This window comes from Reinekea sp. G2M2-21, from assembly GCF_015687175.1.
GTDB lineage: Bacteria > Pseudomonadota > Gammaproteobacteria > Pseudomonadales > Natronospirillaceae > Reinekea.
In genome coordinates this window covers 76,013-100,638 of record NZ_JADPQG010000003.1, presented here as the reverse complement: position 1 = coordinate 100,638, position 24,626 = coordinate 76,013, and the positions used below count along the sequence as shown (strand labels likewise).

The 24,626-nt window shown below is 50.2% G+C and carries 28 protein-coding genes, 1 tRNA gene and 1 pseudogene; 21 read left to right on the top strand and 9 right to left on the bottom strand.

The features are described 5' to 3' along the window. Positions 1-4: 4 nt before the first annotated feature. From IYN85_RS12775 to IYN85_RS12765, 3 genes are all read left to right on the top strand, one after another. Positions 5-487, top strand: coding sequence for a dihydrofolate reductase (locus IYN85_RS12775; protein ID WP_196159300.1), 483 nt, complete (start codon positions 5-7; stop codon positions 485-487). A 630-nt stretch (positions 488-1,117) separates the two neighbouring features. Further along, positions 1,118-2,293: an acyl-CoA dehydrogenase gene (locus IYN85_RS12770; RefSeq protein ID WP_196159299.1), complete on the top strand. Its 1,176-nt coding sequence runs from the start codon at positions 1,118-1,120 to the stop codon at positions 2,291-2,293. A 60-nt stretch (positions 2,294-2,353) separates the two neighbouring features. Then, the gene (locus IYN85_RS12765) at positions 2,354-2,803 is read left to right on the top strand and encodes an AAC(3)-I family aminoglycoside N-acetyltransferase (protein ID WP_196159298.1); all 450 of its coding nucleotides are present in this window, start codon (positions 2,354-2,356) and stop codon (positions 2,801-2,803) included. An 89-nt stretch (positions 2,804-2,892) separates the two neighbouring features. On the opposite strand, the gene IYN85_RS12760 is transcribed toward IYN85_RS12765, so the two are convergent. From IYN85_RS12760 to IYN85_RS26155, 8 genes are all read right to left on the bottom strand, one after another. After that, positions 2,893-2,977, bottom strand: a tRNA-Leu gene (locus IYN85_RS12760). Positions 2,978-3,039: 62 nt separating this feature from the next. After that, on the bottom strand, positions 3,040-5,070 hold the full coding sequence (locus IYN85_RS12755) for an EAL domain-containing protein (protein WP_196159297.1): 2,031 nt from the start codon (positions 5,068-5,070) through the stop codon (positions 3,040-3,042). Between the two features lie 22 nt (positions 5,071-5,092). Next, entirely contained in the window at positions 5,093-6,748 is a 1,656-nt protein-coding gene (ettA, locus tag IYN85_RS12750) for an energy-dependent translational throttle protein EttA (RefSeq protein WP_196159296.1), read from the bottom strand. Positions 6,749-7,010: 262 nt separating this feature from the next. After that, complete coding sequence (locus tag IYN85_RS12745; RefSeq protein ID WP_196159295.1) at positions 7,011-7,280, bottom strand: hypothetical protein; 270 nt, start codon at positions 7,278-7,280, stop codon at positions 7,011-7,013. A gap of 3 nt (positions 7,281-7,283) precedes the next feature. After that, positions 7,284-7,724, bottom strand: coding sequence for a hypothetical protein (locus tag IYN85_RS12740; protein ID WP_196159294.1), 441 nt, complete (start codon positions 7,722-7,724; stop codon positions 7,284-7,286). A 249-nt stretch (positions 7,725-7,973) separates the two neighbouring features. Further along, positions 7,974-9,131, bottom strand: a complete 1,158-nt coding sequence (locus IYN85_RS12735) for a mechanosensitive ion channel protein MscS (RefSeq protein WP_196159293.1) — start codon at positions 9,129-9,131, stop codon at positions 7,974-7,976. A 71-nt stretch (positions 9,132-9,202) separates the two neighbouring features. Next, a complete protein-coding gene (locus tag IYN85_RS12730; protein ID WP_196159292.1) occupies positions 9,203-9,643 on the bottom strand; it encodes a trans-aconitate 2-methyltransferase in 441 nt (146 codons plus the stop codon). A 264-nt stretch (positions 9,644-9,907) separates the two neighbouring features. After that, positions 9,908-10,036 (bottom strand): hypothetical protein, encoded by a 129-nt coding sequence (locus IYN85_RS26155; RefSeq protein ID WP_255533742.1) that lies wholly within the window; start codon positions 10,034-10,036, stop codon positions 9,908-9,910. 382 nt (positions 10,037-10,418) lie between these two features. On the opposite strand from IYN85_RS26155, the gene glyA reads away from it, so the two are divergent. The 6 genes from glyA to IYN85_RS12700 all read left to right on the top strand — a co-directional run bounded on the left by glyA (position 10,419) and on the right by IYN85_RS12700 (position 17,007). Next, positions 10,419-11,681, top strand: a complete 1,263-nt coding sequence (glyA, locus tag IYN85_RS12725; RefSeq protein WP_196159291.1) for a serine hydroxymethyltransferase — start codon at positions 10,419-10,421, stop codon at positions 11,679-11,681. Positions 11,682-11,810: 129 nt separating this feature from the next. Continuing rightward, positions 11,811-13,238, top strand: a complete 1,428-nt coding sequence (locus IYN85_RS12720) for an SLC13 family permease (RefSeq protein ID WP_196159290.1) — start codon at positions 11,811-11,813, stop codon at positions 13,236-13,238. Between the two features lie 12 nt (positions 13,239-13,250). Continuing rightward, the gene (locus IYN85_RS12715; protein WP_196159289.1) at positions 13,251-14,468 is read left to right on the top strand and encodes a hypothetical protein; all 1,218 of its coding nucleotides are present in this window, start codon (positions 13,251-13,253) and stop codon (positions 14,466-14,468) included. Next, positions 14,461-15,150 carry an HAD family hydrolase gene (locus IYN85_RS12710; RefSeq protein ID WP_196159288.1) on the top strand — a complete coding sequence of 230 codons (690 nt, stop codon included), beginning with the start codon at positions 14,461-14,463 and terminating at the stop codon, positions 15,148-15,150. Before IYN85_RS12715 ends, IYN85_RS12710 begins: the two co-directional genes overlap by 8 nt. After that, entirely contained in the window at positions 15,143-16,258 is a 1,116-nt protein-coding gene (locus IYN85_RS12705) for a transporter substrate-binding domain-containing protein (RefSeq protein ID WP_196159287.1), read from the top strand. Before IYN85_RS12710 ends, IYN85_RS12705 begins: the two co-directional genes overlap by 8 nt. After that, the gene (locus IYN85_RS12700; protein WP_196159286.1) at positions 16,258-17,007 is read left to right on the top strand and encodes a hypothetical protein; all 750 of its coding nucleotides are present in this window, start codon (positions 16,258-16,260) and stop codon (positions 17,005-17,007) included. Before IYN85_RS12705 ends, IYN85_RS12700 begins: the two co-directional genes overlap by 1 nt. Before the next feature lie 68 nt (positions 17,008-17,075). On the opposite strand, the gene IYN85_RS12695 is transcribed toward IYN85_RS12700, so the two are convergent. Then, the gene (locus IYN85_RS12695; protein ID WP_196159285.1) at positions 17,076-17,924 is read right to left on the bottom strand and encodes a DUF6544 family protein; all 849 of its coding nucleotides are present in this window, start codon (positions 17,922-17,924) and stop codon (positions 17,076-17,078) included. A 210-nt stretch (positions 17,925-18,134) separates the two neighbouring features. Here IYN85_RS12695 and IYN85_RS12690 point away from each other — a divergent pair, with 210 nt between their 5' ends. From IYN85_RS12690 to IYN85_RS12635, 12 genes and pseudogenes are all read left to right on the top strand, one after another. After that, on the top strand, positions 18,135-18,467 hold the full coding sequence (locus IYN85_RS12690; protein ID WP_196159284.1) for a hypothetical protein: 333 nt from the start codon (positions 18,135-18,137) through the stop codon (positions 18,465-18,467). Between the two features lie 563 nt (positions 18,468-19,030). Then, positions 19,031-19,219 carry a hypothetical protein gene (locus IYN85_RS12685; RefSeq protein ID WP_196159283.1) on the top strand — a complete coding sequence of 63 codons (189 nt, stop codon included), beginning with the start codon at positions 19,031-19,033 and terminating at the stop codon, positions 19,217-19,219. Positions 19,220-19,477: 258 nt separating this feature from the next. Further along, positions 19,478-19,840: a hypothetical protein gene (locus IYN85_RS12680; RefSeq protein WP_196159282.1), complete on the top strand. Its 363-nt coding sequence runs from the start codon at positions 19,478-19,480 to the stop codon at positions 19,838-19,840. 123 nt (positions 19,841-19,963) lie between these two features. Next, positions 19,964-20,452 carry a JAB domain-containing protein gene (locus tag IYN85_RS12675; RefSeq protein ID WP_196159281.1) on the top strand — a complete coding sequence of 163 codons (489 nt, stop codon included), beginning with the start codon at positions 19,964-19,966 and terminating at the stop codon, positions 20,450-20,452. 276 nt (positions 20,453-20,728) lie between these two features. Continuing rightward, positions 20,729-21,019, top strand: a complete 291-nt coding sequence (locus IYN85_RS12670; protein WP_196159280.1) for a hypothetical protein — start codon at positions 20,729-20,731, stop codon at positions 21,017-21,019. A gap of 240 nt (positions 21,020-21,259) precedes the next feature. Next, the gene (locus IYN85_RS12665) at positions 21,260-21,589 is read left to right on the top strand and encodes a hypothetical protein (protein ID WP_196159279.1); all 330 of its coding nucleotides are present in this window, start codon (positions 21,260-21,262) and stop codon (positions 21,587-21,589) included. 108 nt (positions 21,590-21,697) lie between these two features. Continuing rightward, on the top strand, positions 21,698-22,057 hold the full coding sequence (locus tag IYN85_RS12660; protein ID WP_196159278.1) for a hypothetical protein: 360 nt from the start codon (positions 21,698-21,700) through the stop codon (positions 22,055-22,057). Positions 22,058-22,171: 114 nt separating this feature from the next. Then, entirely contained in the window at positions 22,172-22,468 is a 297-nt protein-coding gene (locus tag IYN85_RS12655) for a hypothetical protein (protein WP_196159277.1), read from the top strand. Between the two features lie 227 nt (positions 22,469-22,695). Continuing rightward, a complete protein-coding gene (locus IYN85_RS12650; RefSeq protein ID WP_196159276.1) occupies positions 22,696-22,977 on the top strand; it encodes a hypothetical protein in 282 nt (93 codons plus the stop codon). A gap of 37 nt (positions 22,978-23,014) precedes the next feature. Then, positions 23,015-23,269 (top strand): hypothetical protein, encoded by a 255-nt coding sequence (locus IYN85_RS12645; RefSeq protein ID WP_196159275.1) that lies wholly within the window; start codon positions 23,015-23,017, stop codon positions 23,267-23,269. Positions 23,270-23,348: 79 nt separating this feature from the next. Continuing rightward, on the top strand, positions 23,349-23,729 hold the full coding sequence (locus IYN85_RS12640) for a transposase (RefSeq protein ID WP_196159274.1): 381 nt from the start codon (positions 23,349-23,351) through the stop codon (positions 23,727-23,729). Positions 23,730-23,875: 146 nt separating this feature from the next. After that, a pseudogene (locus tag IYN85_RS12635) lies at positions 23,876-24,541 on the top strand (IS3 family transposase); the annotation flags it as partial. Positions 24,542-24,626: the final 85 nt, after the last annotated feature.

The window sequence follows — 24,626 nt, the reverse complement described above, 5'->3', positions numbered from 1 at the left end:
ACCCATGAAAATTAGTTTAATTGCCGCAACGTCAGAAAATGGTGTGATCGGCCGAGGTAAGGATGTTCCTTGGAAAGTGCGCGGAGAACAGTTGATTTTTAAAGCACTAACCATGAACCAGTGGGTATTATTAGGCCGCAGAACATACGAAACCGCTGGACCGTTACCGGGTCGGCATCTGGCGGTGCTAAGTCAGGACATCCCCGAGCCGTCTGAGTCTGACCCGTTGTTTTTTACCGATCTCGATACCGCGTTGGCCGCGCTGGCAGAGCGCACGGATCACCTGTTTGTCGGAGGCGGCGGTCAGCTGTATCAACAGTTAATTGAACAGGCAGATACGATCCATCTATCGGTCATCCACGCTCAGGTCGATGGTGATGTGCCGTTTCCGGACATACCGGCCAGTTTTAAAAAAATCTATGAGCAGCATTTTTCCTCGAACATTGATTACAGTTATCAGATTTGGGAAAAGATGGTAGGGGGGTGATCGAATGCTACTTACTTCAGATTATTTCCGTCTTCGACGGGTCGTTCGCAACGGCCACCGAAACGTCGGACCGCCATTTCCTGCTCACTTGCTCGTTAGATTAAACTAACCTCCAAATTCTACATTTCTAGGATTGGTGTAAATAGCGTAACGTCGCATCTGCTTTGGCTGACGCAATTGACACGTCGCAACGGATGTAAGGGCATGGATGCCCTTGGAAGCGCCGCGCGTGCAGGGATGCATGCTCAAGCGACCGTTCGAAGACAGTGACAATTCAGGAAGAATACCAAAGCGGGCGACAAAGGGGGGATCAAGGGGATCGCCCCTTGGAAAGAAAAACCTCCGAAAGATTCTTTCGTTATAAAACTAAGAAAGAATCGTCAGAACTGAATGGTTTTTCACGGCAAAGGAAATACAGTTCGACCAGTGGTGCAGTTATTCTTGAAATGAAAATCCCCATGCCAAGTAACCTTAAGTAAGTACCATTCGGGGCTGATCCTGCGCCCTCTGTTCGCTGTGGTTTACACATTTCGATTGATTGAAAATATATTCAATGGTCTGCGGCTTGTCAGCCCCAACAACAGAGTGCTTGAATAATACCAACTCGATAACGCCTCTAAGGAACTCCCTATGCCTCAGCCTGTTTACCAATGGCAAGATCCCTTTCAGTTACATCAGCAACTGTCTGACGAAGAGCGCATGATTGCCGACAGCGCGCACGATTTTTGTCAGGGCGAGCTATTGCCTGGCGTCACCCAAGCCTTCCGGCACGAACAATTTGATCGCAATCTGTTTCTCAAGATGGGTGAGTTAGGTTTGCTGGGTTCCACACTCCCTGAAGAATATGGCGGCGCAGGACTGAATCATGTCAGTTATGGGTTAATCGCGCGAGAAGTGGAACGGGTAGACAGTGGTTATCGTTCGGCCATGAGCGTGCAATCGTCATTGGTGATGTACCCGATATTCCAGTATGGCAACGAAGAACAGCGACAGAAGTACTTGCCGAAACTGGCCAGTGGCGAATGGGTCGGTTGTTTTGGTTTAACCGAGCCGGACAGTGGCAGCGACCCCGCCAGTATGCGAACCCGAGCCGTTGCGGCAGACGGTGGGTTTAATCTGATCGGCAGCAAAATGTGGATCACTAATTCGCCCATTGCGGATGTCTTCGTGGTCTGGGCTAAACTCGATGGCGTGATTCGCGGTTTTATTTTGGAGCGGGGGATGGCTGGCCTGAGTACCCCCACGATTGACGGTAAGTTTTCGCTGCGCGCCTCCGTAACCGGCGAAATTGTGATGGACAATGTCTTCGTGTCTGAGGCAAATCTGCTGCCTAATGCCGAAGGTCTTAAAGGTCCCTTTGGATGTTTGAACAAAGCACGTTATGGCATTGCTTGGGGTGCCATGGGCGCTGCGGAATTCTGTTTCAGTGCCGCCCGGCAATACAGTCTGGATCGACAGCAGTTCAACCGACCGCTCGCGGCCAATCAACTGATTCAAAGAAAACTGGCTGACATGCAAACTGAAATCGGCCTCGGCTTACAGGGTGCGTTACAGTTGGGACGGCTGATGGACGCCGGTACCTGCCCGGTTGAATTGGTTTCTGTGATGAAACGCAATAATTGCGGCAAAGCACTGGACATTGCCCGAACCGCTCGTGACATGCACGGTGGTAATGGCATCAGCGACGAGTTTCATGTCATCCGGCACGTGCTGAATCTGGAAGCGGTGAACACCTATGAAGGAACCCACGATATTCATGCGTTGATTGTTGGGCGCGCTATTACAGGCATCGCCGCGTTCAGTTAATGTCTGTTGCCTGGGTTGCCAGTTATCCCGGCAGGCGAGAAACCGAGAAAGGGGGTTAGAATGGTTTTTCAAATAAAGCGTCTGTCTGGCGATGACCAGGCTCTCATACATCAGGTCTTGGATTGTTTCAGCACCGTTTTTGACGACGTTGAAACCTACGGTACCAACCGACCTGACCGGGCATACCTTACGTCGTTGCTGGCCAGTGACAGTTTTATCTGCCTAGCGGCCATGCAGGGCGATGAGCTTGCTGGTGCGCTGGTGGGGTATGAGTTGAAGAAGTTTGAACAACCCCGCAGTGAAATGTATATCTACGATCTGGCGGTATATCCGCAGTTCCGCCGTCAGGGAGTCGCGACGGGGTTGATTGAATCGTTGAAGCCGATTGCCAGAGCGGTTGGTGCCTGGGTTATCTATGTCCAGGCGGACTACGCCGACGAGCCTGCGGTGCAGCTCTATACCAAGTTAGGCGTGCGCGAAGATGTTTTGCATTTTGATATTCCGTTGTAACGACAAAAAACATAAACGGGTGCAGGTTGTTTGTGTAACGGATTGGGAATACGAACAGGGAATCTTTGAGAAGTGTTGCCTGAAGCAACTGGTGCGGACGGAGAGACTCGAACTCTCACACCTTGCGGCACCAGAACCTAAATCTGGCGTGTCTACCAATTTCACCACGTCCGCTCAACGAGGACGCGCATAATAGTGATTTTTATTTTGCAGATCAAGCGCTTAGCGGTAAAAAGTTACTGCGCTACCAGTTTCCGGGCGTGCAGCCAATCGTCGATATCGGTAATGGGTTTCGGCTTGGCGTAAACAAAACCCTGTATATAGTGGCAACCCAGCTGATCGACCAGAGTTAGGACCTCTTCCGTTTCAACGCCTTCGGCAACAATCTGAATATCCAATGTGGCACATAAATCAATGATCGACTTCACCACGGCCTGCTGTTTTGGCGAGTTGGGTAAGTCAATGATGAAACTGCGGTCAAGTTTCAGGATCTGGAATGGCCATTCAGGCAGGCGTGACAGATTGGCGTAACCGGTGCCGAAATCATCCAGCGCCAAGCGGATATTGAATTCACGAATGGTGTGCAAATGTTGCAGGAAATTGTGGTCTCGCTCGGGTAAGCGGTGCTCGGTCAGTTCAAGTTCCAGGTAGTCAAACACCGCCGGGTTACGCACCTGCCAACGGTTCAGGTGCGCCAGCAAGGTTTCGTTGAAACTCTGCAGGCTGAGATTAATGGCCAATGGAATGGGCTCCACGCCGCTGTTCAGCCAACCCTGAATCTGCATCAGAGCGCTTTCCAGCATAAAGGTGTCGAGTTGGCGGATCAGTCCATTCTGCTCAGCAAGGGCTATAAAAGTACCCGGATATATCAGATCGCCATCGTCCATTTGAATACGTACCAGGCATTCCAGCGCCTGAATGCTGCCGTTCCGGCAGTCAATGCGCGGCTGTACATGAATGTCCAACAATTGTTCAGCAATGGCCTGCCGCAGGACCTGTTCTTTATTGAGCCGCCGTATGGCTTGATCGCGATAATCATTGTGGTACCAATGCACCTGATTCCGCCCCAGTTTTTTAGCGTTGAACAGGGCGACACCGGCATGTTGTTTCAGTTCGCCCAGAGTTTCGCCGTGTTCCGGGGCAAAGGCCACACCAAAGGAGGTGGTAAAACTGTATTGAATGTCATTGATGCTGACAGGTTGGTTCAACTGCTCATGCAAATCGTCAATGCGTTGTTTCAGTGAGTTTTGGCTGTCTTCTGTTAAAAACAGCACAAATTCATCGGCGCTGATCCGCGACAAGACTTCACCCTTCTCACTGGCCAGCAAAATTCGCTCAGCCACATGTTTCAGCAGTTGGTCACCGGAATCCTGGCCGAGTGAGTCATTCAACACCTTGAAATGGTCGATATCGATGTAGACACAGTGCACGCCATGGGCCGCTTGTTCCTGCTGTTCAATGTAGCGGGTCAGTCCCGTCTGGTTCATCAACTGGGTCACTGAGTCTTTCAGCAACTCAGACTGCGGCACGTTATCCTGTTTATACCCGGAAATATCCGTGGCAAAACCCAAAACACCGACCGACTGACCGTCATCACCGACCAGAGCATACCGTTCTATGCGCATCCACTGTGCCGTTTGTTCAGTGAAGTCGAATCGGATTTCCAGAATCTGCGGTTGCCCGGTGCTCAAAGCCTTCTGGTCTTCCAAAGCAAAGGCATCGACTAATTTTGCGTTAAGCAGCTCAGCATCGGTTTTGCCTTTCGGGTCGGCTCCGTTGCACCATTGCTGAGTAAATGCCTGGTTGGCGACCAGGTAGCGGCCAAAACGATCTTTCAACCAAATGGGAAAAGGCAGGTTCTGCATCAGCGATTGCAGCACAATGTGGTCGTCGCGTAATTGTTTGCTGGTGTCGAGCATGTCTTTAGCTTGAATCAACGCGTTTTGCAGGTGTTTTTGATCGTTCTGCGCCAGGTTCAGGGAAATGTGCGCGTAAATACGCAGTGCAACCAATAAACCGGTCAGGCTGAGGAAAACCAGAATAATCGCAAACAGCGAACTGGCTAAGCCGAGATTGGTGTTGAGCAGCCAAAACCCCCCCAGCATGAACATACCGGCGAGAAAACTCGCGGTGACCAGCGAAATGATCGGCCCTTTAAAGGTGTGCGTGGTTTTGGCAGCTTTAGTGAGGGGCGTTTTCGGCATGTTGGTCTCGGCAGTAAGAATGAGCGCACCGATCTGTAACAACAGCAAAGCCTGTCGGTGCACAGGCCTTGCATACTCAAGACTGCTATTTAATGCGCTTGTATTTAATGCGGTGCGGGCCGTCGTTACCGGAACGCTTTTTGTGATCTTCTGCGTATTCGGTGAAGTTACCTTCAAAGAATACCGCTTTCGAATCACCTTCGAAGGCCAGAATGTGCGTCGCAATTCGGTCGAGGAACCAACGGTCATGCGAGATCACAATGGCAACGCCCGGGAACGCGAGTAAGGCTTCTTCCAGAGCACGCAGTGTTTCTACGTCGAGGTCGTTGGTCGGTTCGTCCAGCAGCAGCACGTTGCCGCCTTCTTTCAGCAGTTTAGCTAAGAACAGTCGGTTACGTTCACCACCGGAGAGGTTTTTCACCAGTTTCTGTTGGTCGCTGCCTTTGAAGTTGAATCGGCCAATGTAGGCACGGGACGAGGTTTCCCAACCGCCAATCATGATGTTGTCCAAACCATCGGACACTTCTTCCCAAACGGTCTTGTTACCGTCCAGTTCGCGCATCTGACCGACAAAGGCCGGCTTCACGGTTTCACCAATGCGGATGGTACCGGTATCTGGCTGTTCCTGACCGGCAATCATTTTAAACAGGGTAGACTTACCCGCACCGTTACCACCGATCACCCCGACAATGGCACCCGGTGGTACCACAAAATCAAGGTCTTCGTAGAGCAGGCGACCGTCGAATGACTTGCTGACGCCAGAAGCCTCAATCACGATATCACCCAAACGAGGACCCGGTGGAATATAAATTTCGTTGGTTTCGTTGCGGGTCTGGAATTCCTGCGAATTCATCTGTTCAAACTGCTTCAAACGCGCCTTAGATTTGGACTGGCGGCCTTTTGCACCCTGACGCACCCACTCCAATTCAGCTTTAATGGCTTTCTCATGCGAAGCCTGCTGTTTGGACTCGGTCTGCAACCGTTTTTCTTTGTTTTCCAGCCACTGAGAGTAGTTGCCTTCAAACGGAATACCGTGACCACGGTCCAGTTCGAGAATCCAGCCTGCAACGTTGTCGAGGAAATAACGGTCGTGGGTAATCGCGACCACGGTGCCGGTGAATTCATGGAGGAAGCGTTCCAACCAGGCAACCGATTCAGCGTCCAGGTGGTTGGTGGGTTCGTCCAGTAACAGCATGTCTGGGTTAGACAGCAACAGACGGCAAAGCGCCACACGGCGTCGCTCACCACCGGACAGGTATTTCACTTCGGCGTCCCAGGGTGGTAAACGCAGCGCGTCTGCCGCAATTTCCAGACGATTTTCGGTGTTATGACCGTCAGCGGCATTAATGATGTTTTCCAGCTTCTGCTGCTCAGCGGCCAGCTTGTCGAAGTCGGCATCCGGTTCGGCATAGGCGGCATACACCTCATCCAACCGGGTCTGGGCTTCTTTAATGTGATTCAGTGACTCTTCAACGACTTCGCGCACGGTTTTGCTGTCATCCAGCTCCGGCTCCTGAGGTAAGTAGCCAATGTTGAGATCGGGTTGCGGACGCGCTTCACCAAGAATGTCGGTGTCCAATCCCGCCATGATGCGTAATAAGGTGGATTTACCAGAACCGTTTAAACCCAATACACCGATTTTAGCGCCGGGGAAAAAGGAGAGGGAGATGTCTTTCAGGATTTCACGTTTTGGGTGAACTACTTTACCCACGCGATTCATTGTAAAAACGTATTGAGCCACGAAATAAGCCTTTGAATATGTTTTGTGAAGGGCGGATTTTAGTGCATGGGGGATGGGTTGTCACTTGGTGTCTGTCTTGCGCCGGGTTCCTAAGCGTGAGGTTAGCGAAACAGACCCGTCGGTTTTTTTTGTGGGGAGCTGGCTTTTGTCCGTCTGTGACGGATACCCGGTTTTGGTTGGTTGAGTGTGTCCAGGTGTGACGAATTATGTTTCAAGGGTACCCTCGGGCCGCGATCCCTGCGCGCCCGAATGGTAGGGGAAATCAGCGCACGCGACCCAGCGCCAGCCAGCCCAGCAAAAACACAAACAAACCCGCGCCCAAAAAGATGGCCGGTTGCGTGTAGGGCATGGTCATGTCAGCGCCCAGCGCATTGGTGACACTGCTGAGCAGCCCGCCCAAGGCATTGTCAGATTCTTTCAGGTCTTGGTTGTGGTCCCAGGCCAAAAACAGTTGGTAACCACCGTAACCGGCAGAAGCTAACCCCAAGGGAATGAACACTGCGGCTAAAATTTTGGCTTGTAATGCGTTCATAAATCAGTTTTTACCTTTTCCATTACCGTTGGACTTACCTTTACCCGATGACGCTTGTTCACCCAGAACCGAGGCTTGCCCATAATTGCCCGATTTCAGCGCGTGAAATTCTGCCGAGCCTGGCTTAATGCCCAGCTGTTTGGCGAGATTGCCCCAGCCTGTGGATTTTTCATAGGCGCTCAGCACCTCACGTACCGGGCGGTCTGAGATGTCTGCCAGTGCGATCACATTAAATGCATCGGCAGGGTCTTTCGTGTTTGACCAGACAAGATCGATTTCAGCGCCGTTAATGTTGAATGTCTTTTGCAGACGCAAACGAACGCCGTCTTGATCGGCTTCAGCGCGAACGTTGAAATCGCGCATCCAATCAAAATCATTGGCAGTAGAAACGGTTGGAAGCAGGAGACTCAGCGTCAATACGGCTAACGCTAGAAAGTGTTTCATGATGATACCCATCGGTAAGGTTGCTGACAGGCAAGAACGTCCATGGGTTGCCTGATGAGTATCCATAAGCCCAATGGGCCAACAACAGTGAGTTATTTATTCAGCGGGGCAGTATAAGAGCCGTGTTGCATGGCTGGCAAAGGCTTTACCGTAAAACTTTTAAACAGTGCACAGTTTGGGTTGAATGGCAGCGTTTACCAGATGAGGCAGGAAAGCCACCTTCAATCAGCGAAGGTGGCGAGATTGCGGTTACAGGTCTAAATCGGTCCGCCAGCCGAAGATTTTTCCGGCCCAGATGTACATGATCCACACAAACAATCCGAACGGCAGGTAACCGTAATAGCCCAACAGCGGCATTTCAGAATAGAGGTGAATCACGTTGACGTAAGGCACGTCATAGATCCAATAGTTCGGGTTGGTCTGCGCAATCGGGCCGGACATGTTGACCGGGTTCAAGGCTTCGCTGCCGTGATTCCACAACTCCCACAAAAAGCCATTGAACAATGAGGCGACGGCGACCAGTATCGCCGGGCTCCAGTTGCCCTTTTCGATGGATTGAAACGGTGTCCAGATGCCCAGGCGCATCAACTGGCCGACCAACATGGCCATCGGACCAATCCAGACGCCCCAGAACATCAGGTGCGGAAAAGCAACCATGCCAGCGGTGACCAGCATACCCAAAATTAACAGAACATTACCGTTGAGCGTAATTTTCCAGCCTTCGCTGTAGCGAGCCACCAACTTCGGAAAACTGTTCAGCAGGGTGTACCACTCAAAAATGGCGGGCCAAACCGTGGAATAGGCAACGAGGAAAATGCCGACGATAGTGGCGTGGGAGAGTTCCGACATGTGTCCATTCGGGTAATACCAGTTACTGAGCACGAAATAGTCGAAGTATTCGAAGTAATACCACCCAGCGACCGAAAATACGGCAGAAATCAAAAACAGGGCTGGTCGGTTGACGATCAGGCTCTTGCCTCCGGTACGGTAATAGACAATGCCATCCAGCATCACGATAAAGCCCCACCACATCGGGCTGAAGGCGTAATACACCAGATCACCGAAAACGAATGAGCGTGACCACATCAGCCACCAGAAAAACAGCATGAAGGCGGCACCCACGTAAAACCACCAGGGAAAGCTGTGCGTGACCACAGGCGGTGTCGGTGGTGTGACTTTTTTGAAGCCAAACAAGGTTGGGAACAAGATCAGCGCTGTCACTGCAAGCGCGCCTATCGCCAGAACGATGAAGTACAGCAGGTTAAAGCCGGGTGTCGGCGTAATTTCTACCGGCGGGAATACCATGAACTCCGGCGGAACATGGTTCGGGTAGACGAACCAGGCGACGATCAACGGAATCAGGATGGTTAACAGAAAAGGCCAGATCAGTTTCAGTTTTAGCGGCATAGCACTCTCGTCGTTTTTTATTGTGATTCTACCAACGTTAGCAAGGAGGGTGCGCCGCCACAAATTAAAATTTAGTTTTTTATCGCTTGGCCGAGCACAAAGAACGAATCCTCAGTGTCGGCTTCGGAATAGGTTTCAATGCTGAGCACGTCAAAAAAGGGGGCCATCAGCTCCGTGATGGCTGCGGGTTGGTAGTAGTAAGTTCGGTCTCCGGCAAATTCCTGAGAGCCGGTGCCCAGCCAATAGGAATGCAGGATTAAACCATTATCCAGTAAGCGCGCGTGTTGCTGTTGAAAGGATTCCGCCAGTTGTTCTGGCGAGAGCTGATGCAACACCTTGTTTGAATAGAGGGCGTGGAACTGGCGTTCGGTGTTAATCGATACCGCATCCAGCACCAGAACGTCGGCATTGGGATGACGCTGCAAATAGCGCTGCACAAAAACGGATGAGGCGTCGGAGCCGGTGACCTGAAAGTACTGACTGAGCAGCGCGACGTCTTTGCCTTCGCCCATGCCCAGTTCTAGTGTCCTGAGTCAGAAGTTCGCATCGTTTCAGAGCTCATGGGAAGCGCTAGTACAAGGCGCTCTTTGTAGAGAATATCGAGATCTTTTCAAGAAGAGCAACGCCGTAATAGTGTTTTCCATGAGCTCCCTTCGGGCGCGTCATTCAAGCTCTCTAGCGTTGTTCTGTCTCTTGCCAATGGAATAACCATTGACTGCGAGACACGCCTAGCTATAAAGCTTGAATGGCACGCTGAATTCTTGTGAACTTCTGACTCAGGACACAAACACGGTGGAACCTTCCGCAAGTTTGGCTGCCAGGGCATTGACCAATAGGGCGCCATCGTAGCCTTGGGACATGCCGATGTATTGCTCAACATTTTTGGGATCGTCGAAAAAGCTCATTAGGGATTCTCCTGAATCGGTGCGATGCCGGTATCTTGAATCGTAGCGGCTTCTGGCGCAAAGTAGGCGGCCTTATCGTAGCGTCACCATTGCGCGCAGAGCCTGGGGTTAAATCGACCGCCAGGCCAATCCTGCTCAGCCTTTGAAGCCATTTTAACTCTCATCGAAAGCCCGCTTTACTTGCCTGCAAACGGAACAGATTGTTGCGAATTAAATCAGAACTGTGTCTGGGATTGCCCGAGCGTTTGTGTAAAATACCCGCTTCCTGAAATCGCTTGATTTTCAGGCAAAAAACTGACTGGTTGTACGAGTTTTGCAGGCGTTACCTAAACAGCCCATTTGAGCTTTTTAGTTAACGGTTACAACGATCCGGAGAGTCCCGATGTTTGAAAAAACAATGAATATTGCCGATTACGATGCCGACCTGTGGCACGCCATGGAAGCGGAGCGTGTGCGCCAGGAAGAGCACATCGAGTTGATCGCGTCTGAAAACTACACGTCACCACGCGTGATGCAGGCACAAGGCTCTCAGCTGACCAACAAATACGCCGAAGGGTATCCGGGTAAGCGTTACTACGGTGGTTGTGAACATGTCGATGTGGTTGAACAGCTGGCTATCGATCGCGCAAAAGAACTGTTCGGTGCCGGTTACGCCAACGTACAGCCACATTCCGGTTCACAAGCGAACGCAGCGGTGTACATGGCGTTGTGTCAACCAGGCGATACCGTATTGGGCATGAGCCTGGCACACGGTGGTCACTTAACCCACGGTGCTCCCGTATCTTTCTCTGGTCGTATTTATAATGCGGTGCAGTATGGCTTGAACCCTCAAACTGGCGAGATCGATTACGATCAGGTTGCTGCGCTGGCGCGTGAGCACAAACCAAAAATGATCGTGGCGGGTTTCTCTGCGTATTCTCTAATTGTCGATTGGGCCCGTTTCCGTGAAATCGCCGACGAAGTGGGTGCTTACCTGTTCGTCGACATGGCGCATATTGCTGGTTTAGTCGCCGCCGGTGTTTACCCAAGCCCAATGCCTTACGCCGACGTTGTTACCACAACAACGCACAAGACGCTGGGTGGCCCACGCGGTGGTCTGATCCTCGCGAAAGAAGATGAAGAGCTGAATAAAAAACTGAATTTTGCCGTATTCCCAGAATCTCAGGGTGGCCCATTGATGCACGTTATCGCAGCGAAAGCGGTGTGTTTCAAAGAAGCCATGGAGCCTGCGTTCAAAGAATACCAAGCTCAGGTGGTTGCGAACGCAAAAGCCATGGCTGCGGAATTTATGGCGCGTGGCATTAACATTGTGTCTGATGGAACGGAAGATCACCTGTTCCTGGTCGACCTGATCGGCAAAGAATACTCTGGTAAAGATGCCGATGCTGCTTTGGGTCGCGCTAACATCACCGTCAACAAAAACTCCGTACCGAATGACCCTCGTTCACCGTTTGTGACCTCAGGTTTGCGTATTGGTACACCTTCCATTACACGCCGTGGTTTCAAAGAAGCCGAAGCGCGTGAATTGACCGGTTGGATCTGTGACGTTCTGGACGCGTTGGAAAACGGCAACGCTGACGCCGTAATCGAAGAAGTAAAAGGTAAAGTGTTAGATATTTGCGGCAAGTTACCGGTTTACAAATAATCTGAACACAGCAATGAACCCGGCCTATGCCGGGTTTTTTTTGCACGAAAAATTTCCCAAACACCGTACTATTTCATAAGCTGTAGAAAAAGTGGTCAAACCACAACAATAAAGAGAGAGTCAGAACCGGTGAGTTCATCTGATAAAACCATCAATCAGGGTGGGCAACAGACGACCAGTGGCGTTGTTGCCTGGCTGATTGTCGTGTTGGTGCCCTATAGCATTTTCTTTCTTAGCGGACCCCATTTAACGTCGGATCAACGTTGGTTTGTTGCGATCGCCGCGACCGCTGTGGCAATGTGGGTGTTCCGTCTCGTGCCGGACTTTGTCCCCGGGCTGGCCGTCATTCTGTTAGCGACTTTGCTGGAACTGGTACCGCAGGATGTCGCCTTTAGCGGGTTCTATTCGCAGATTTTTTTTCTGGTCATGGGCGTGTTTATTTTGGCGGCTATGCTGTCGGAAACCCATTGGCTTGATCGCTTAAATGCCGCTTTAGCCCAAGGGGGCGTGTCGAGTCTCAAACAGATCCTGACTCTGTTGGCGTCGGCGTTGCTGCTAACCCTGATGGTGCCATCACCGTTGGGCCGGGCGACCATGCTCAAACCCTTGCTTGATAAATTCGCCTTGTCGCAGAGTGCCACCGGTAAGTCCATCTACGCGTTGTTACACGTGCACGGCACAACCTTAATGTCGACCGTATTCCTGACCGGTAATCCACTGAACTTTATTTTACTGGCTATGCTCAGCGAACAGACGCGCGGCCGTTTTCAATGGTTGGGTTGGCTGCAAGCCAGTATGGTTGTCGCGCTGGTGTTGTCGATTGGGTTGATTGGCTTTGCGTTGTGGGCACAACGCTTCGTATTGCCACCCCAAGCGGAACCGAAACTTGAACGCGACACATTGGCTGCACGAACACCTGGCACCCTCATCACCCGAAAAGATTGGGGCGTGTTGGGGCTGTATGGTTTGTTGTTGACCAGCGTCTTTACTCAGAGCCTGCACCAAATTCCCTTGGCTTGGGTTGTGGTGTTTTTGGCGCTGGTGGTTTTTTTATTTCAGGGGCTGTCGTTGCAGTCTTTGCGCAGCAAAGTGGATTGGCCCACCTTGATTTTTATTGCCACCGTGGTGGCCTGGGGCGACATGCTCGATCACCTGGCGTTGAGCCAATGGCTGGTGGCGCAGATTGAATTGATCAAACCTATTTTTGAAGCCAACTTTGCGCTGGGTATTGGTCTGATCATCGGTTTTGTTCTGCTGGTGCGTTTGGTGGTGCCCGGCGCACCCGCGTTTATTTTATTAGCCGCGACGCTGTTGCCCTTTGCGGCCAGCGTCGGCGTGTCGCCCTGGCTGGTGGGCTTTATTGTGGTGACGGTCTCTGAGAGTTTTCTGTTTCCGTATCAACATGGAGTGTATTCGCAAACGATCAGTGAACTGGATGCCCAACAGGTCGCCTACCGGCCGGGGCTGATGTTGTTGGTCAATGTTGGTTTTCTGTCGCTGCGGATTGTTGCGATCTACGCCAGTCTGCCGTGGTGGCAGTCGCTCTATTTTATTTAGGATTGCCCGAACATGACTCAACTTTTAGCGCTCATAAAATGGTTACTGATCCTGGTGTTGCTGGCCACTGCGGCGGTTGTTGTTCTGCAGCACAACAGCGATCAACGAAAAATTCTGGTCGTACATTCCTACAATAAAGATCTGGCCTGGGTGAATGATATTAACGAAGGTATCTCCCGCTCGCTGGCATCAGCGGATGTGCGTAACCTGAATGTGCGAACGCACTACATGGATTTAAAAAACCACCCCAACTGTAACTTTTATCAAAATGCGGCGGCGGATGTGCGCTTTACCATCAGCGACTGGCAGCCGGAGGTGGTTGTGCTGGTGGATGATCTGGCACAGGCGCTGGTCGGCTTCAATCAATTGCAGACGGCGGCGGATTTCGATCGCTCCGCGCAAGCCGAAAGCATTGCCGAGTGGTTGGCCAGTGGCCGATGCGAGAACCCGGGTGTGGACTACTTTGGTTTGCAACGCGAAGCGAGTCTGACAACCCCGACCATTATTTTTGCTGGCGTTAACGGCACTGTCACACAATACGGCTACGACGCTGCCAGCAATGTTGCCGGTATTTATGAACACAAAAACTACAAAGCCCTGATCGAAACGTTGCAGACGTTAAGCAACGCCAGTGAACTGGACGTGGCCGCCATCCAAATGCTCAACGACCATTCCGCCACCGGTATAGAAGAAAACCGCGGCTATTTGTTGCAAGACTGGTCGCCGTTTAACGCCAGGGCGCCGTTGGCGGTGAGCTCTTTCGAGCAATGGCAGCAAGCGGTGTTACAGGCCAATGCCGATAACACCATGTTGTTGATTGCCAACTACCAAAACCTGACCGAGGGCGATTGCCCAGAGCCGACCGCTAACGAAGCCTGCAAGGCTGTTTCCCCCAAAGAGGTGATCAGCTGGACTGAGCGCAATGCCCTGTTACCGGTGTTGGGCGCCAACACCAATTTTGTTGCAGACGGTGGTTTGATGACCGTCGCTATTTCGGGAACGGAACAAGGGCAGGTGGCCATGGACTTGGCGTTGGACGCCCTGTCAGGCACCTTATCGCCGGACTATCTGGAAGCGAAGCAGTTCATCATTGGTATGAATCAATCTCTGGTGCGCAAACGTCAGCTGGACTTGCCGGGGATCTACGAAGCCTTTAGTCGCGAAATCGGCCAGTTTGTTGACGTCGTTGAAACACTTTATATGGAACAGGCCAGTGCGGAAAATGAATAATTCGCAGCGGTCTGTTCAAGCGATTGTGTTCGATCTGGACGGCGTTTTGATCGACAGCCTCGCGGTGATGAAGCAGGCACTGTCGCTTGCGCTGGTGGAGGTCTACCCGCACCAAACGTTTGATATCGACGCGCTGTTTAATGAATACCGGCGTTTTCTCGGGTTGGGTTTCAAGCAAATTATGCGCAACCTGAATTTGACCGAAGATATGTACGAACCGTTCCGCAAATACAGCCGGGCAATGGCGCATGAGGTGTTGCTGTACGACGGCGTAAAAGAACTGTTGGAATGCTGCGCCGCAAGACAGTTACCGCTGGCCATTGCCACCGGGAAAGATTCTGAACGCACCCTGGAACTGTTACAGTCGCGCAATATTGGGCACTACTTTTCTCAGGTTTACGCCAGCGACACTGTCGCGCAACCGAAACCCGCACCAGACATGGTTCTCCTGTTCAGCGAATACACGCAAATAAAACCGGAACAACTGCTTATGGTGGGCGATGCCCGGGCAGACATCCAATGTGGCCTGGCGGCCGGGTGCCAGACAGCCGTTGCCCGATGGGGTTACGGCGGCAAGCATGAATTCCAACACCTGACGTACGACTACGAGTTTGCAACGTTGCAGGACGCACTTTCCCAGGTTCAGCACCTGACTGACATGAGGCTTCAACAGCATGACTAAATGGCACCGTTTTTTGGTTCTGGTTTCTTTGCTGGCCTGTGCCAGCGTCGTCCATGCGGCACCGTCCTATTGCCCGAAAATTGATCCGATTACCAGCGAGCAACCCATTCGCATTGGCACCAAGTTTTCGCCGCCCTTTGTGATGGGTCAACTGAGTAATCTGGAAGGGTTGAGTATTCGCTTATGGCAACTGGTTGCCGATTGTCTGGATCTGGATGCATCGCAATACCGGTTCATCGAATATGGCACAGCGGATGACCTGATCCTGGCTGCGCAACAGGGGGAAATAGATTTAGCCATTGCGGCGCTGTCGATCACCCCCGCGCGCGAAGCAAAAATCGATTTCTCGCACCGCTATTTTGAAGCGTCGCTGGGCACGCTGGTGGCGGACCGGGACAGCGGCGCCAACTTTGGTTTGGTGCTGGCTAAAATTTTTCGCTCCAACCTGTTAAACATTATTCTGGGTTTGCTGTCTTTCATGTTTATCGTCGCGATTTACTACTGGTGGACAGAACGGCAACGCGGCAATGAATTTTTTGCCGAAGGCCCGCTGAAAGGATTTTACCGCGCGTTAATCTGGTCAACACTGTTGGTGTTCCAGGGGCGGGGCGATCCGTTTTCATTAAACACCCGGTTCGGTCAATTGTTTGTTTTGTTTCTGATGTTTTTTGGCGTCACCATTATCTCCAGTTTTACCGCCGTGATTACCTCCAGTCTGACCCTGCAAGCACTGGAACCTCAGGTCACCAGCGTGGCCGATCTGAAAGGAAAAACCGTTGCGGTGAAGAACCTCAGTGTGGCCTCGGAGTGGGCCGAAAAGCAGGGCGTTTTCGTCGAACAGCTGCAAACCTTTCCACAGCTGCAACGCAAATTTGACGAAGGCGCGGTCGACGTGTTTTTGCACGACAAAGAAATTCTGCAGTATCTGGTGACGACCAAAGCACTGGTGAATGTAAAACTGGCGCCACTGAGCGTGGAACCACAGGATTACGCGATCGCGTTTCCAGAAGGCAGCGCATTACGGGAACCGGTCAACCGTGCCTTGCTCAGTATTTTGGACGAAGACGTGTGGCAAACCTATCTTGATCAATATCTGGGGAAAGAGTAATGAGAAAAATTTCTGCACCAATAGGGTTGCTGGTGTTTTTTGGCTTGGCGGTGAGTGGTTGTACCACTCTGTCGTTGGATGAATCCTATCAGCAGGCGGTGATTGACGCCGCGCAAGTGATGGATGGCGAAAACGTAAATCAGTTAACGCCGATATCCACCACAAACAATCAGCTGCTCCGCGATGACCAAGGTCGCATCAAAGTTGTCACCTGGAAAAGCACCGCCGCGTTTGAAAACTACATCGCCGGTACCACGCAAACTCCAGCAAACCCAGAGTTTGCCTATTGGGTTACGGTTGCCCCACAAGTGCAGACATTTTGCCAGCAATGGACACAACAACACGCCGACAATGCCGACCTGGATGCCGTACGCGACCTGCGCTTGAAACAGTTGCTCGGCCTGCACCCAAGCTGGCAATACGACCTGTTTGTTGAAATGTGGATTCAGCCACAGGACGTATTCCGCCCCTGCGTCGACCCCAGCCCCGAAGACACCCAATGCAACCTGAATTTTGATGGCAGCGCCCCAGAGGTGGACGGCATTAACGACTACACGCAGTTTTACCAGCAGCTTTACATGAAAAGCTTCCGCGCCGCACCGGGCGTGCCCTGGACTGGGCTTGGTTACACTTACGACTGGGCCGATAACGGCACCGCCGTGGGTTTGTCGGAATTCATGACCAAACCGGCCGCCAGTATTGAAATCATTCGCGCTGTACCCACCGCAGACTATTGCGCCGCGATGTAAAGGGCGAAAGCATAAACGCGCAGTAAAACCACCTGTGTCAGCACGTGCGCTGACACAGTCACACCCCATCATTCACGTTCACGTGCATGCTCACGAAAGCGGACAGCCGTCACCTTTGCCTTAAAAAACGCAAAGTAATCGCTCGTACCGAACATATTGCCAGCCTCAACATCAAAGGGAACATGAAAGCCCTGTACTTCACGGAAATCTGACAGATAACCGCCAAAAGGTTGCAGCCGGTGTTGTTTTTCAGCATTGGCATTGGTCCAACGCATGAAATGAACCTCGACGGGCCGACCCTCGGCATCAACCTTTACATCCACCTCTTGGGTCAGGCCATTGCCCGTCACGCTTACGCGGGCAGAGTCCGACCCCAATGCTTGCCAGACCACCCCCGGCCCCGGGAGCACAGCCGCAGGCGTCCAAAACACAGACTCGGCAACATACCGGCCGAATGCCGACCGCGTGTGGTTTACGCTTTCCTCCATACGGGCAACAGGAATAAGACCTAGAATCCTAAAACGCGTCCAGCGGCCACTGTCCGACCCGGTTACCGACACCGCCCCAGGAATTTTCAGCTTCCAGACAAACCCCATAGGCGAAGCCAGAATCTGCCTGGCATCCATCGGCTGGTAGTTAGGCTTATCTTTCGTCCCTAAACTAAATTCACCCCCCATATCGATTTCAGCCACGCTCAGCAACGGCGTACCGGGTTTGATCGCAAAATTGAAAAACCGACGAGCAGGCTCAGGTAAATCCGCCACCAAACTTGAGTTAAACGTAGCCGGGTTTGACGGCTGCAAAGCAGACAAGCGCGCCCACTCCAATCGCTCCGCATGTTCATCAAATAAACGCAGCGCCAGCAGTGCCAGCAGCAAGAAAAAGATTAAACCCACAATGATCAAGAACGGATACACAGAAACCCTCCTTAAAGCAAAAGCACCGCTGAACAAAAAACAACCCTGGCATGATAGCAGCCAAACAGCGCAGATACCGGTAACCCCAAGTGACGCAGCTCAAGGAAAACGCACAAAGGAAACCAGTCGGGGCTTTTCGGTGGGTTTTTGTTTTTGCAGCGCAGCTGTTTGTGCTGGAAGAGGGTTTGTTTTTTTTCTAAGGAGGCAGCCATGCCCTTGAACCCGTTGCGACGTGCCAATGAATTCAGCCAAAGCAGATGCGACGTGGCGGTTATTTACGCCGATATCGAAAACGGTTATTTATTTATTTTGTTTGAGCCAACAACCGAGGCACGAGGGCGGTCGCAATATCTTTTTTTGGACCTTGTTTTCGGTGTTTGTGCTGGTAAACAATTAAGTTTTTTCTTTCCAAGGGGCGATCCCCTTGAACCCCCTTTTTGTCGCCCGCTTTGGTATTCTTCCTTCATTGCCACTTTCTTCGAACGGTCGCTTGAGCGTGCGTCCCTGCACGCGCGGCGCTTCCAAGGGCATCCCTGCCCTTGAACCCGTTGCGACGTGCCAATTAAGTCAGCCAAAGCAGATGCGAGGGAGCCGTTATTTACGCCGATATCGAAAACGGTTATTTATTTATTTTGTTTGAGCCAATAACCGAGGCACGAGGGCGGTCGCGCTATCTTTTTTGGACCTTGTTTTTGGTGTTTGTGCTGGTAAACAATTCAGTTTTTTTCTTTCCAAGGGGCGATCCCCTTGAACCCCCTTTTGTCGCCCGCTTTGGTAGTCTTCCTTAATTGTCACTTTCTTCGAACGGTCGCTTGAGCGTGCGTCCCTGCACGCGCGGCGCTTCCAAGGGCATCCATGCCCTTGAACCCGTTGCGACGTGCCAATTAAGTCAGCCAAAGCAGATGCGACGGAGCGGTTATTTACGCCAATATCGGCAATGGCTTTCGAATGGTTAGTCAAAAGATCATGTGACAGAAATCGATTTTAGAAATATCCAATAAGATGGCGACTCATGCGGTTGTTTCACCGCCTTTCAAACGACCACGCGGAGCAATTCTCGTCTCACAGGTTGTTCAAGCAGGGATGCTTGAACAAGTGAGCCGGCCATGGATGGCCGTCGCGAACGACCTGTCGAAGACGGAATTGAGAAGAGTGAACAGTCGTTTGTGGCGGCGGCTGGGATTGTTAAGGGCCAAGCTGTTGTGGCCCTTGACGAAAAAAACCTCCCAAATAAACCATGTCTCGAATGGACCAAATGCTACAAATTAAAATTCAAACTCAACAAAACGAAGTAAGAGACCATTACACTGATGAAAAGAAACTCACATCAACACACTATACAAACAATTTTTTTTAGACGCCCATCACAATAACTTCACCTCACACAAAAAATAAATTGTGTTCAACACGCACCCAGTGTTTTATACAGGTTGAATTATTAGACAGGAAAGGAGGTAAACCAGAGGCAGACTCAGACAAAACTAAGCGCTACCCCCGAGTGCTACCAACACTCAAGGGCAGCTAACCACAACCGATAGGCTAAGGTATCAATTATGGCTAAGCAGGATTCTAAGCTAGAGCACCGCTCGTTCCAAGAAAATTTCCACTCACAAGAAAAACTAAGCGCACAAAACAGCGACCTTCAACACCCCGTTGAAGCGAAAAAACCTTGTGAAACCGCTGTTCACACAACAGCAAACTCCACACACGCCAACCGGCACCGAAACCCACAGATAGAAACCGACCCCGCGTACTTACGCGCCCTACACTGGTGGCGTTTTCGTATTGCCCTGGCGTTGTACACCGGAGCTTTTCCAAATTCGATGCGGCTAAAGCCGTGTTCCGTGACATTCGTGAGTTATAAACAGCTGTTACGCCTGTACAAAACGCGCAGGCCGTACCCGCGCAAAAAATAACAGCTCACTACTCATATACACAGAACACATTGCTTGGCCGCACATCTTGCCTGCGCCCGCAGGCAAGGTTTCTGATGCTTGAAAATTTTTAAACAGAAAACGAATTTAAAAAGCGAGAACATCATGTACAAAATAATCACCAACATAGACGACGAACTGCTGTTCACCCACGCCCACCAACGCGAACTGGAAAAACCCAACCCCGTAATACTCGACAGCATCGCCCGTGCCGAGCTGTACATCGCCAACACCTTCATCCATTTAAAACACGAAGCCATACACGCACTCATGCTCAGCACCCGCAGCGTGTTATTAGAAAGCCGACCCATCCTCACAGGCAAATTCTCCCTCAAAGAACTCACCACTAATTTACTCATCAGCCACATTATTCAAGCCAACGCCACCCGGCTCATCCTTATCCACCACAACCCAAAAGGAAACTTATCGATCAAAGACAAACACTTGTTGGAAGCCACGCGAATAAAAGACCGATTGCTGGAATACTCAATCTGGCTGGACGACTTCTTCCTCATCACCAAAGCCGATACCGCTAACAGCAGCGGCTACAACCGAATGAACACCACCTCACTCGCCCGACTCGGTTTGGTGTAATTTTCACATGTAGGTCGGGCTTTAGCCCGACAATCTTTAAAATGCGTCTCCGCTAAAGCTGGCTTCCACAGGTACGTGATTAAATATGTGCCTTCTAACCACGTAGGAGCCTTTGGAGCAACGCGGAGAGGCGATAACTGTGTGTGTCGGGCTTCAGCCCGGCAAATTAAAAGGTCTACGCTGAATCTGGCTTTGCAACGCGGAGACGCGAAACCATCAGCCCCTTTCGTTCGCCTTGAGCGCGTAGCAGTCGAAGGCGCAAAGAATTTGTAGGTCGTGGCTTCAGCCCGACAATCGCACACCCTGTGCGAGAGGGCTTTAGCCCCGATTAAACAGCGCTTGCTCCAGGATAATGCGACATCAAGGCTGGTCTTCACACTAACAATCAAACTTCAAATGCATAACCTTCACCGCAACAACCCCATGGATCGCGCCGTCTCCCAAATTATGGGTAATCTTGGCTTTTTCACTTTGAAAAAAGCCCCAATCGCGCTAAAAAGCCTTTGCGCCGCATATTCCGGAGAATTCCTGAATATCTATGCACGCGCCGCAAAACTCGGGCGATAACGGAATTTCCATTTCCCGCATAGTAGACAAGCCCCCATGAATAGGGCGTTTCAGGCGCAGCAGTATTTAAGATACTTGGGCATGCGCTCTATGTAATGACAACCAAATTGACAAGGGTATTTGAAGGCTGCAGTATGACTGGCAGAGAGCGATACTGTGGTTCTTTCAGCTAATTACATATGCGCTCATGAAAAAATAGGCGGTGGCTTAAGAAGAAACTGTTACCTTCAGGAAATTTTAATGAAACTTAGAAAATTGGCATTAACTTCACTATTAATCACTTCGTCATTCTCATTTGCTGGTGACTGGAGTCAGCTAACTAAATTGGGGCAAATTAACGCTGGTTATAGCTCTGATATCATTATTTTTTCTGCAGACGATATGCACAACCCAGCGGGCTGCGCTACCAATCACTATGAAGTCAATCCTTCAGACGCAAATGTTGAGTTTGCGTTATCATTGTTGCTCACAGCTCAATCGAGAAGTGCTTCGGTACAAATTGCAGTACACCCCACAAAGTGTGGTGTATCAAATTATCCATTAGTTACCCGTATTAAGCTTCACCCTTAAGGTAACAATCTCATGAAATATCGCGCGTTTAAAGATACCGCTTCGCGGTACGCGCTGGACTCGCAACAAGTCGTTCGCCATTTATGCGGGCGTTATGGCAAGACATAAATGAAGTTCAGTAGAGTTTTCAAAGAAACTAGATTGCTTTGGCAGAGAGAAATTGAAATTTCAGATGGTAAGATCCTCTCTGGTAACGGAGGGACTTTTCCTCAACTGAATATAGCTTGGGCTCAAGCAGAAGAAAGAGCAACGTCACTGAGTGAATGGCACCAGTTAATGGTTTGGGCCATATTCTGTGGATTGCATAAGCTGGCTCGTGAATCTTTTGCGAGACATGAAGTTCATATCGGCATTCAACAAATTGATAAGAGATATGTTCAATCTAAATTCAGGGGAAACCTTTTTTCTAATGGTTGTGGTTACGGGCGACAAATGAGGCGAGCATATGTCAACGACCTACATCCATAACAATACACGGCAGGCAACTAGCCCGCAAAATTCCGCTATCGTGGCGGGCTATGGACTCGTTACGCTACGCTCCACTCGCCCCTGCGTTTTGCGTTATGTTTTTAAGGTAAACGAATGAAGTGGATTAAGGAATATTGGAATGAATCTCGTGGTGATAAGTATGACCACTGGGGTGAAACTTGGTATTTCTTTGAAATTAATGGATCAGATTCATTCGCAGAACGACAAATCAACAGATATTCGAATGGTAATTCCATAAAGTACGACCGCGGAGATTTTATGGATGATAAATATGGTTTTCTATGTGATCAGCCTATCGAAATAACTTCAGAGTCTATCGAAATATCTAAAGAAGAGTTCGAGACCGAGTGGAATAGGAGCGGGATAGTAGATGGAAATCCTCAGTGGTAACTAATTCCCAGAACATAACAAACTGTAGCACGCAGCCCGTTCCGGGCTTTGGACTCAAAACTCACTGGCGTTCGTTTTTCGCCCGTGTACAAGAACGTTCTGTTTCAAAGGTAGAGAATGTCGATAGGGTATAGTCTGTCAATGTTACAAGGAAGGAACAAATACTGTTTTCAAACCTTCCGGTAAGTACTCGGCATGAAATTGAGTCAAATGCGGTTTCTGCTTTCATGGTTGAATGGTATAGAAAGTCATATTCAGGTGACGAAATAGATTTTCTATCTGATACATACGAAGATTGGCCCTTTGAGGCTGGCTCAAGATCTGACCTGTCTTCTTATGATGATGTAACTGATAAAGTCACTACTAGATTAATAGATCTCGGTATGATTTTGGATCTTGGTAACGAATGGGAAGACGAAGAAGAATCGAGTACAGTGTTTATTCGAAGTCTTGCACTAATTAATACAGAACAAGCCGTTACATCGGACCAAGACAAGCTTGGTCAATGAACAGGGGCGTTAGTTTCTTTAGGCTGGAGGATATTAAGTGGTACTTTTTATAACAAGTAAATCAGCCTATGAGGAAATGAAAGTTCTGATTCATACTGGGAATCATGCTACATGGCTAGCTTCTGGAATACTTTCAAATGATGAAATCGAAAAGCTCTGGGAACTAGACCTTGATATATCGGTTCTTGATTATGTAGTGGACACATCAGATGAGAAAGATCTTGAATGCGCAATGTCTACTATAAGAGAACATCACCCGGGGAAGAATATCTGGGCTCAGTATTTGAACTAAAACTAACAAGCACGGGTTGGGGATTCTGAACTTCCCCCGTTTTAGTGGACACCTCTAGATAACGCATCTGGAGGAAAGAATGCCAAAATATAATAATCCACGCAAAACGTGGCACTATTCAACAGAGTTTAAAATTCGGGCCGTTAAAATGAGTTATCAGCCCGACATTCAAAGCAATCAGGTTGCAGAAGGACTTGGCATCCATCCATTTATGTTGTCACGTTGGCGCAAGGAATATCGAGAAGGTTTGCTTCAAGGTGATGGAAAGAAGCGAGTTGGCTTGTCTAAAAAACGTATATCGAAATCCCAAAAGAAAATCACTGAGACCGCGCAACTTAGAGCAGAAGTTGAGCGCCTTAAGAAGGAAAATGATCTTCTAAAAGAGTGGCAACAGTATCTGGCGGAAAAACATCAGAACGATTTGGATTTGTCCTCAGATACAAAGAAACCTTCGGAGTGAGCTTTCTTTGCCAGTGGGTTGGAGTTTCTCGTAGCGGGTATTACGCTTGGCTGAAACGACCGGCATCTAAGTCGATCGAGTCCGATCGGCAATTGCTGAAGACCATCACACAAGTCTTTGAGAAGAGCCATTGACGCTATGGCAGTCCCCGAGTCTTTAAAATGTTGAGGAAAATGGGCATACGAACTAGCGAGAAGCGCGTTGCTCGGTTGATGCGTGAAACTGGACTCAAAGCAAGGGTTACGCTGGTAACTCGACGCCAGCCAGGCTTAAGACAGTTTAGAAATAAGGGTGAAAACCTATTGCTTGATGCCAATCCAACGTCAGGCATTGATCAGGTTTGGGTCGCCGATGTGACGTATATTAAACTCGCCGACAAATGGACGTATTTAGCCACCGTGATGGGCCAGTACTCACGGCGAATTCTTGGTTGGTCATTATCCTACACACGAACAACTGAGTTAACGACTTCGGCCCTAAGGTATGCCATGAACAAAGGTAGAAATACCCGCAATGTCATCTTACACAGTGATCGGGGTGTGGAATTTACGGGTTCGGAGTTCCAGCAATTGTTATGTCAGTACGGCATGCATCACAGTGTAAACCGGCCACGTCATTGCACAGACAATGCTTATATGGAATCGTTCTATCATTCACTAAAGGGAGAACTCATACGTAAAAGAACATTCCTGAGCTTTAAGGATTTGCATCGGGAGTTGGGGCGGTATATAAATCAGTTTTATAACTCGGTTCGGTTACACTCGGGATTGGGCTACACCTCACCGATTAAATATGAGCAAATGATAGCGTAGAAAAGATGAGTGTCCATTTTTGCGGGGGAACATCACTGACCCAAAACACGCGGTGCGCGCCTGCACCGCCGTTTAAAAGCGCGAA

Excerpts from the sequence above, each read along its gene's own strand:
- IYN85_RS12775 (WP_196159300.1), top strand. The coding sequence starts at position 5 with ATGAAAATTAGTTTAATTGCCGCAACGTCAGAAAATGGTGTGATCGGC.
- IYN85_RS12770 (WP_196159299.1), top strand. The coding sequence starts at position 1,118 with ATGCCTCAGCCTGTTTACCAATGGCAAGATCCCTTTCAGTTACATCAG.
- IYN85_RS12765 (WP_196159298.1), top strand. The coding sequence starts at position 2,354 with ATGGTTTTTCAAATAAAGCGTCTGTCTGGCGATGACCAGGCTCTCATA.
- IYN85_RS12745 (WP_196159295.1), bottom strand. The coding sequence starts at position 7,280 with ATGAACGCATTACAAGCCAAAATTTTAGCCGCAGTGTTCATTCCCTTG.
- IYN85_RS12740 (WP_196159294.1), bottom strand. The coding sequence starts at position 7,724 with ATGAAACACTTTCTAGCGTTAGCCGTATTGACGCTGAGTCTCCTGCTT.
- IYN85_RS12735 (WP_196159293.1), bottom strand. The coding sequence starts at position 9,131 with ATGCCGCTAAAACTGAAACTGATCTGGCCTTTTCTGTTAACCATCCTG.
- IYN85_RS12730 (WP_196159292.1), bottom strand. The coding sequence starts at position 9,643 with ATGGGCGAAGGCAAAGACGTCGCGCTGCTCAGTCAGTACTTTCAGGTC.
- IYN85_RS26155 (WP_255533742.1), bottom strand. The coding sequence starts at position 10,036 with ATGAGCTTTTTCGACGATCCCAAAAATGTTGAGCAATACATCGGCATG.
- glyA (WP_196159291.1), top strand. The coding sequence starts at position 10,419 with ATGTTTGAAAAAACAATGAATATTGCCGATTACGATGCCGACCTGTGG.
- IYN85_RS12715 (WP_196159289.1), top strand. The coding sequence starts at position 13,251 with ATGACTCAACTTTTAGCGCTCATAAAATGGTTACTGATCCTGGTGTTG.
- IYN85_RS12710 (WP_196159288.1), top strand. The coding sequence starts at position 14,461 with ATGAATAATTCGCAGCGGTCTGTTCAAGCGATTGTGTTCGATCTGGAC.
- IYN85_RS12705 (WP_196159287.1), top strand. The coding sequence starts at position 15,143 with ATGACTAAATGGCACCGTTTTTTGGTTCTGGTTTCTTTGCTGGCCTGT.
- IYN85_RS12700 (WP_196159286.1), top strand. The coding sequence starts at position 16,258 with ATGAGAAAAATTTCTGCACCAATAGGGTTGCTGGTGTTTTTTGGCTTG.
- IYN85_RS12690 (WP_196159284.1), top strand. The coding sequence starts at position 18,135 with ATGCCCTTGAACCCGTTGCGACGTGCCAATGAATTCAGCCAAAGCAGA.
- IYN85_RS12685 (WP_196159283.1), top strand. The coding sequence starts at position 19,031 with ATGGATGGCCGTCGCGAACGACCTGTCGAAGACGGAATTGAGAAGAGT.
- IYN85_RS12680 (WP_196159282.1), top strand. The coding sequence starts at position 19,478 with ATGGCTAAGCAGGATTCTAAGCTAGAGCACCGCTCGTTCCAAGAAAAT.
- IYN85_RS12675 (WP_196159281.1), top strand. The coding sequence starts at position 19,964 with ATGTACAAAATAATCACCAACATAGACGACGAACTGCTGTTCACCCAC.
- IYN85_RS12665 (WP_196159279.1), top strand. The coding sequence starts at position 21,260 with ATGAAACTTAGAAAATTGGCATTAACTTCACTATTAATCACTTCGTCA.
- IYN85_RS12660 (WP_196159278.1), top strand. The coding sequence starts at position 21,698 with ATGAAGTTCAGTAGAGTTTTCAAAGAAACTAGATTGCTTTGGCAGAGA.
- IYN85_RS12655 (WP_196159277.1), top strand. The coding sequence starts at position 22,172 with ATGAAGTGGATTAAGGAATATTGGAATGAATCTCGTGGTGATAAGTAT.
- IYN85_RS12650 (WP_196159276.1), top strand. The coding sequence starts at position 22,696 with ATGGTTGAATGGTATAGAAAGTCATATTCAGGTGACGAAATAGATTTT.
- IYN85_RS12640 (WP_196159274.1), top strand. The coding sequence starts at position 23,349 with ATGCCAAAATATAATAATCCACGCAAAACGTGGCACTATTCAACAGAG.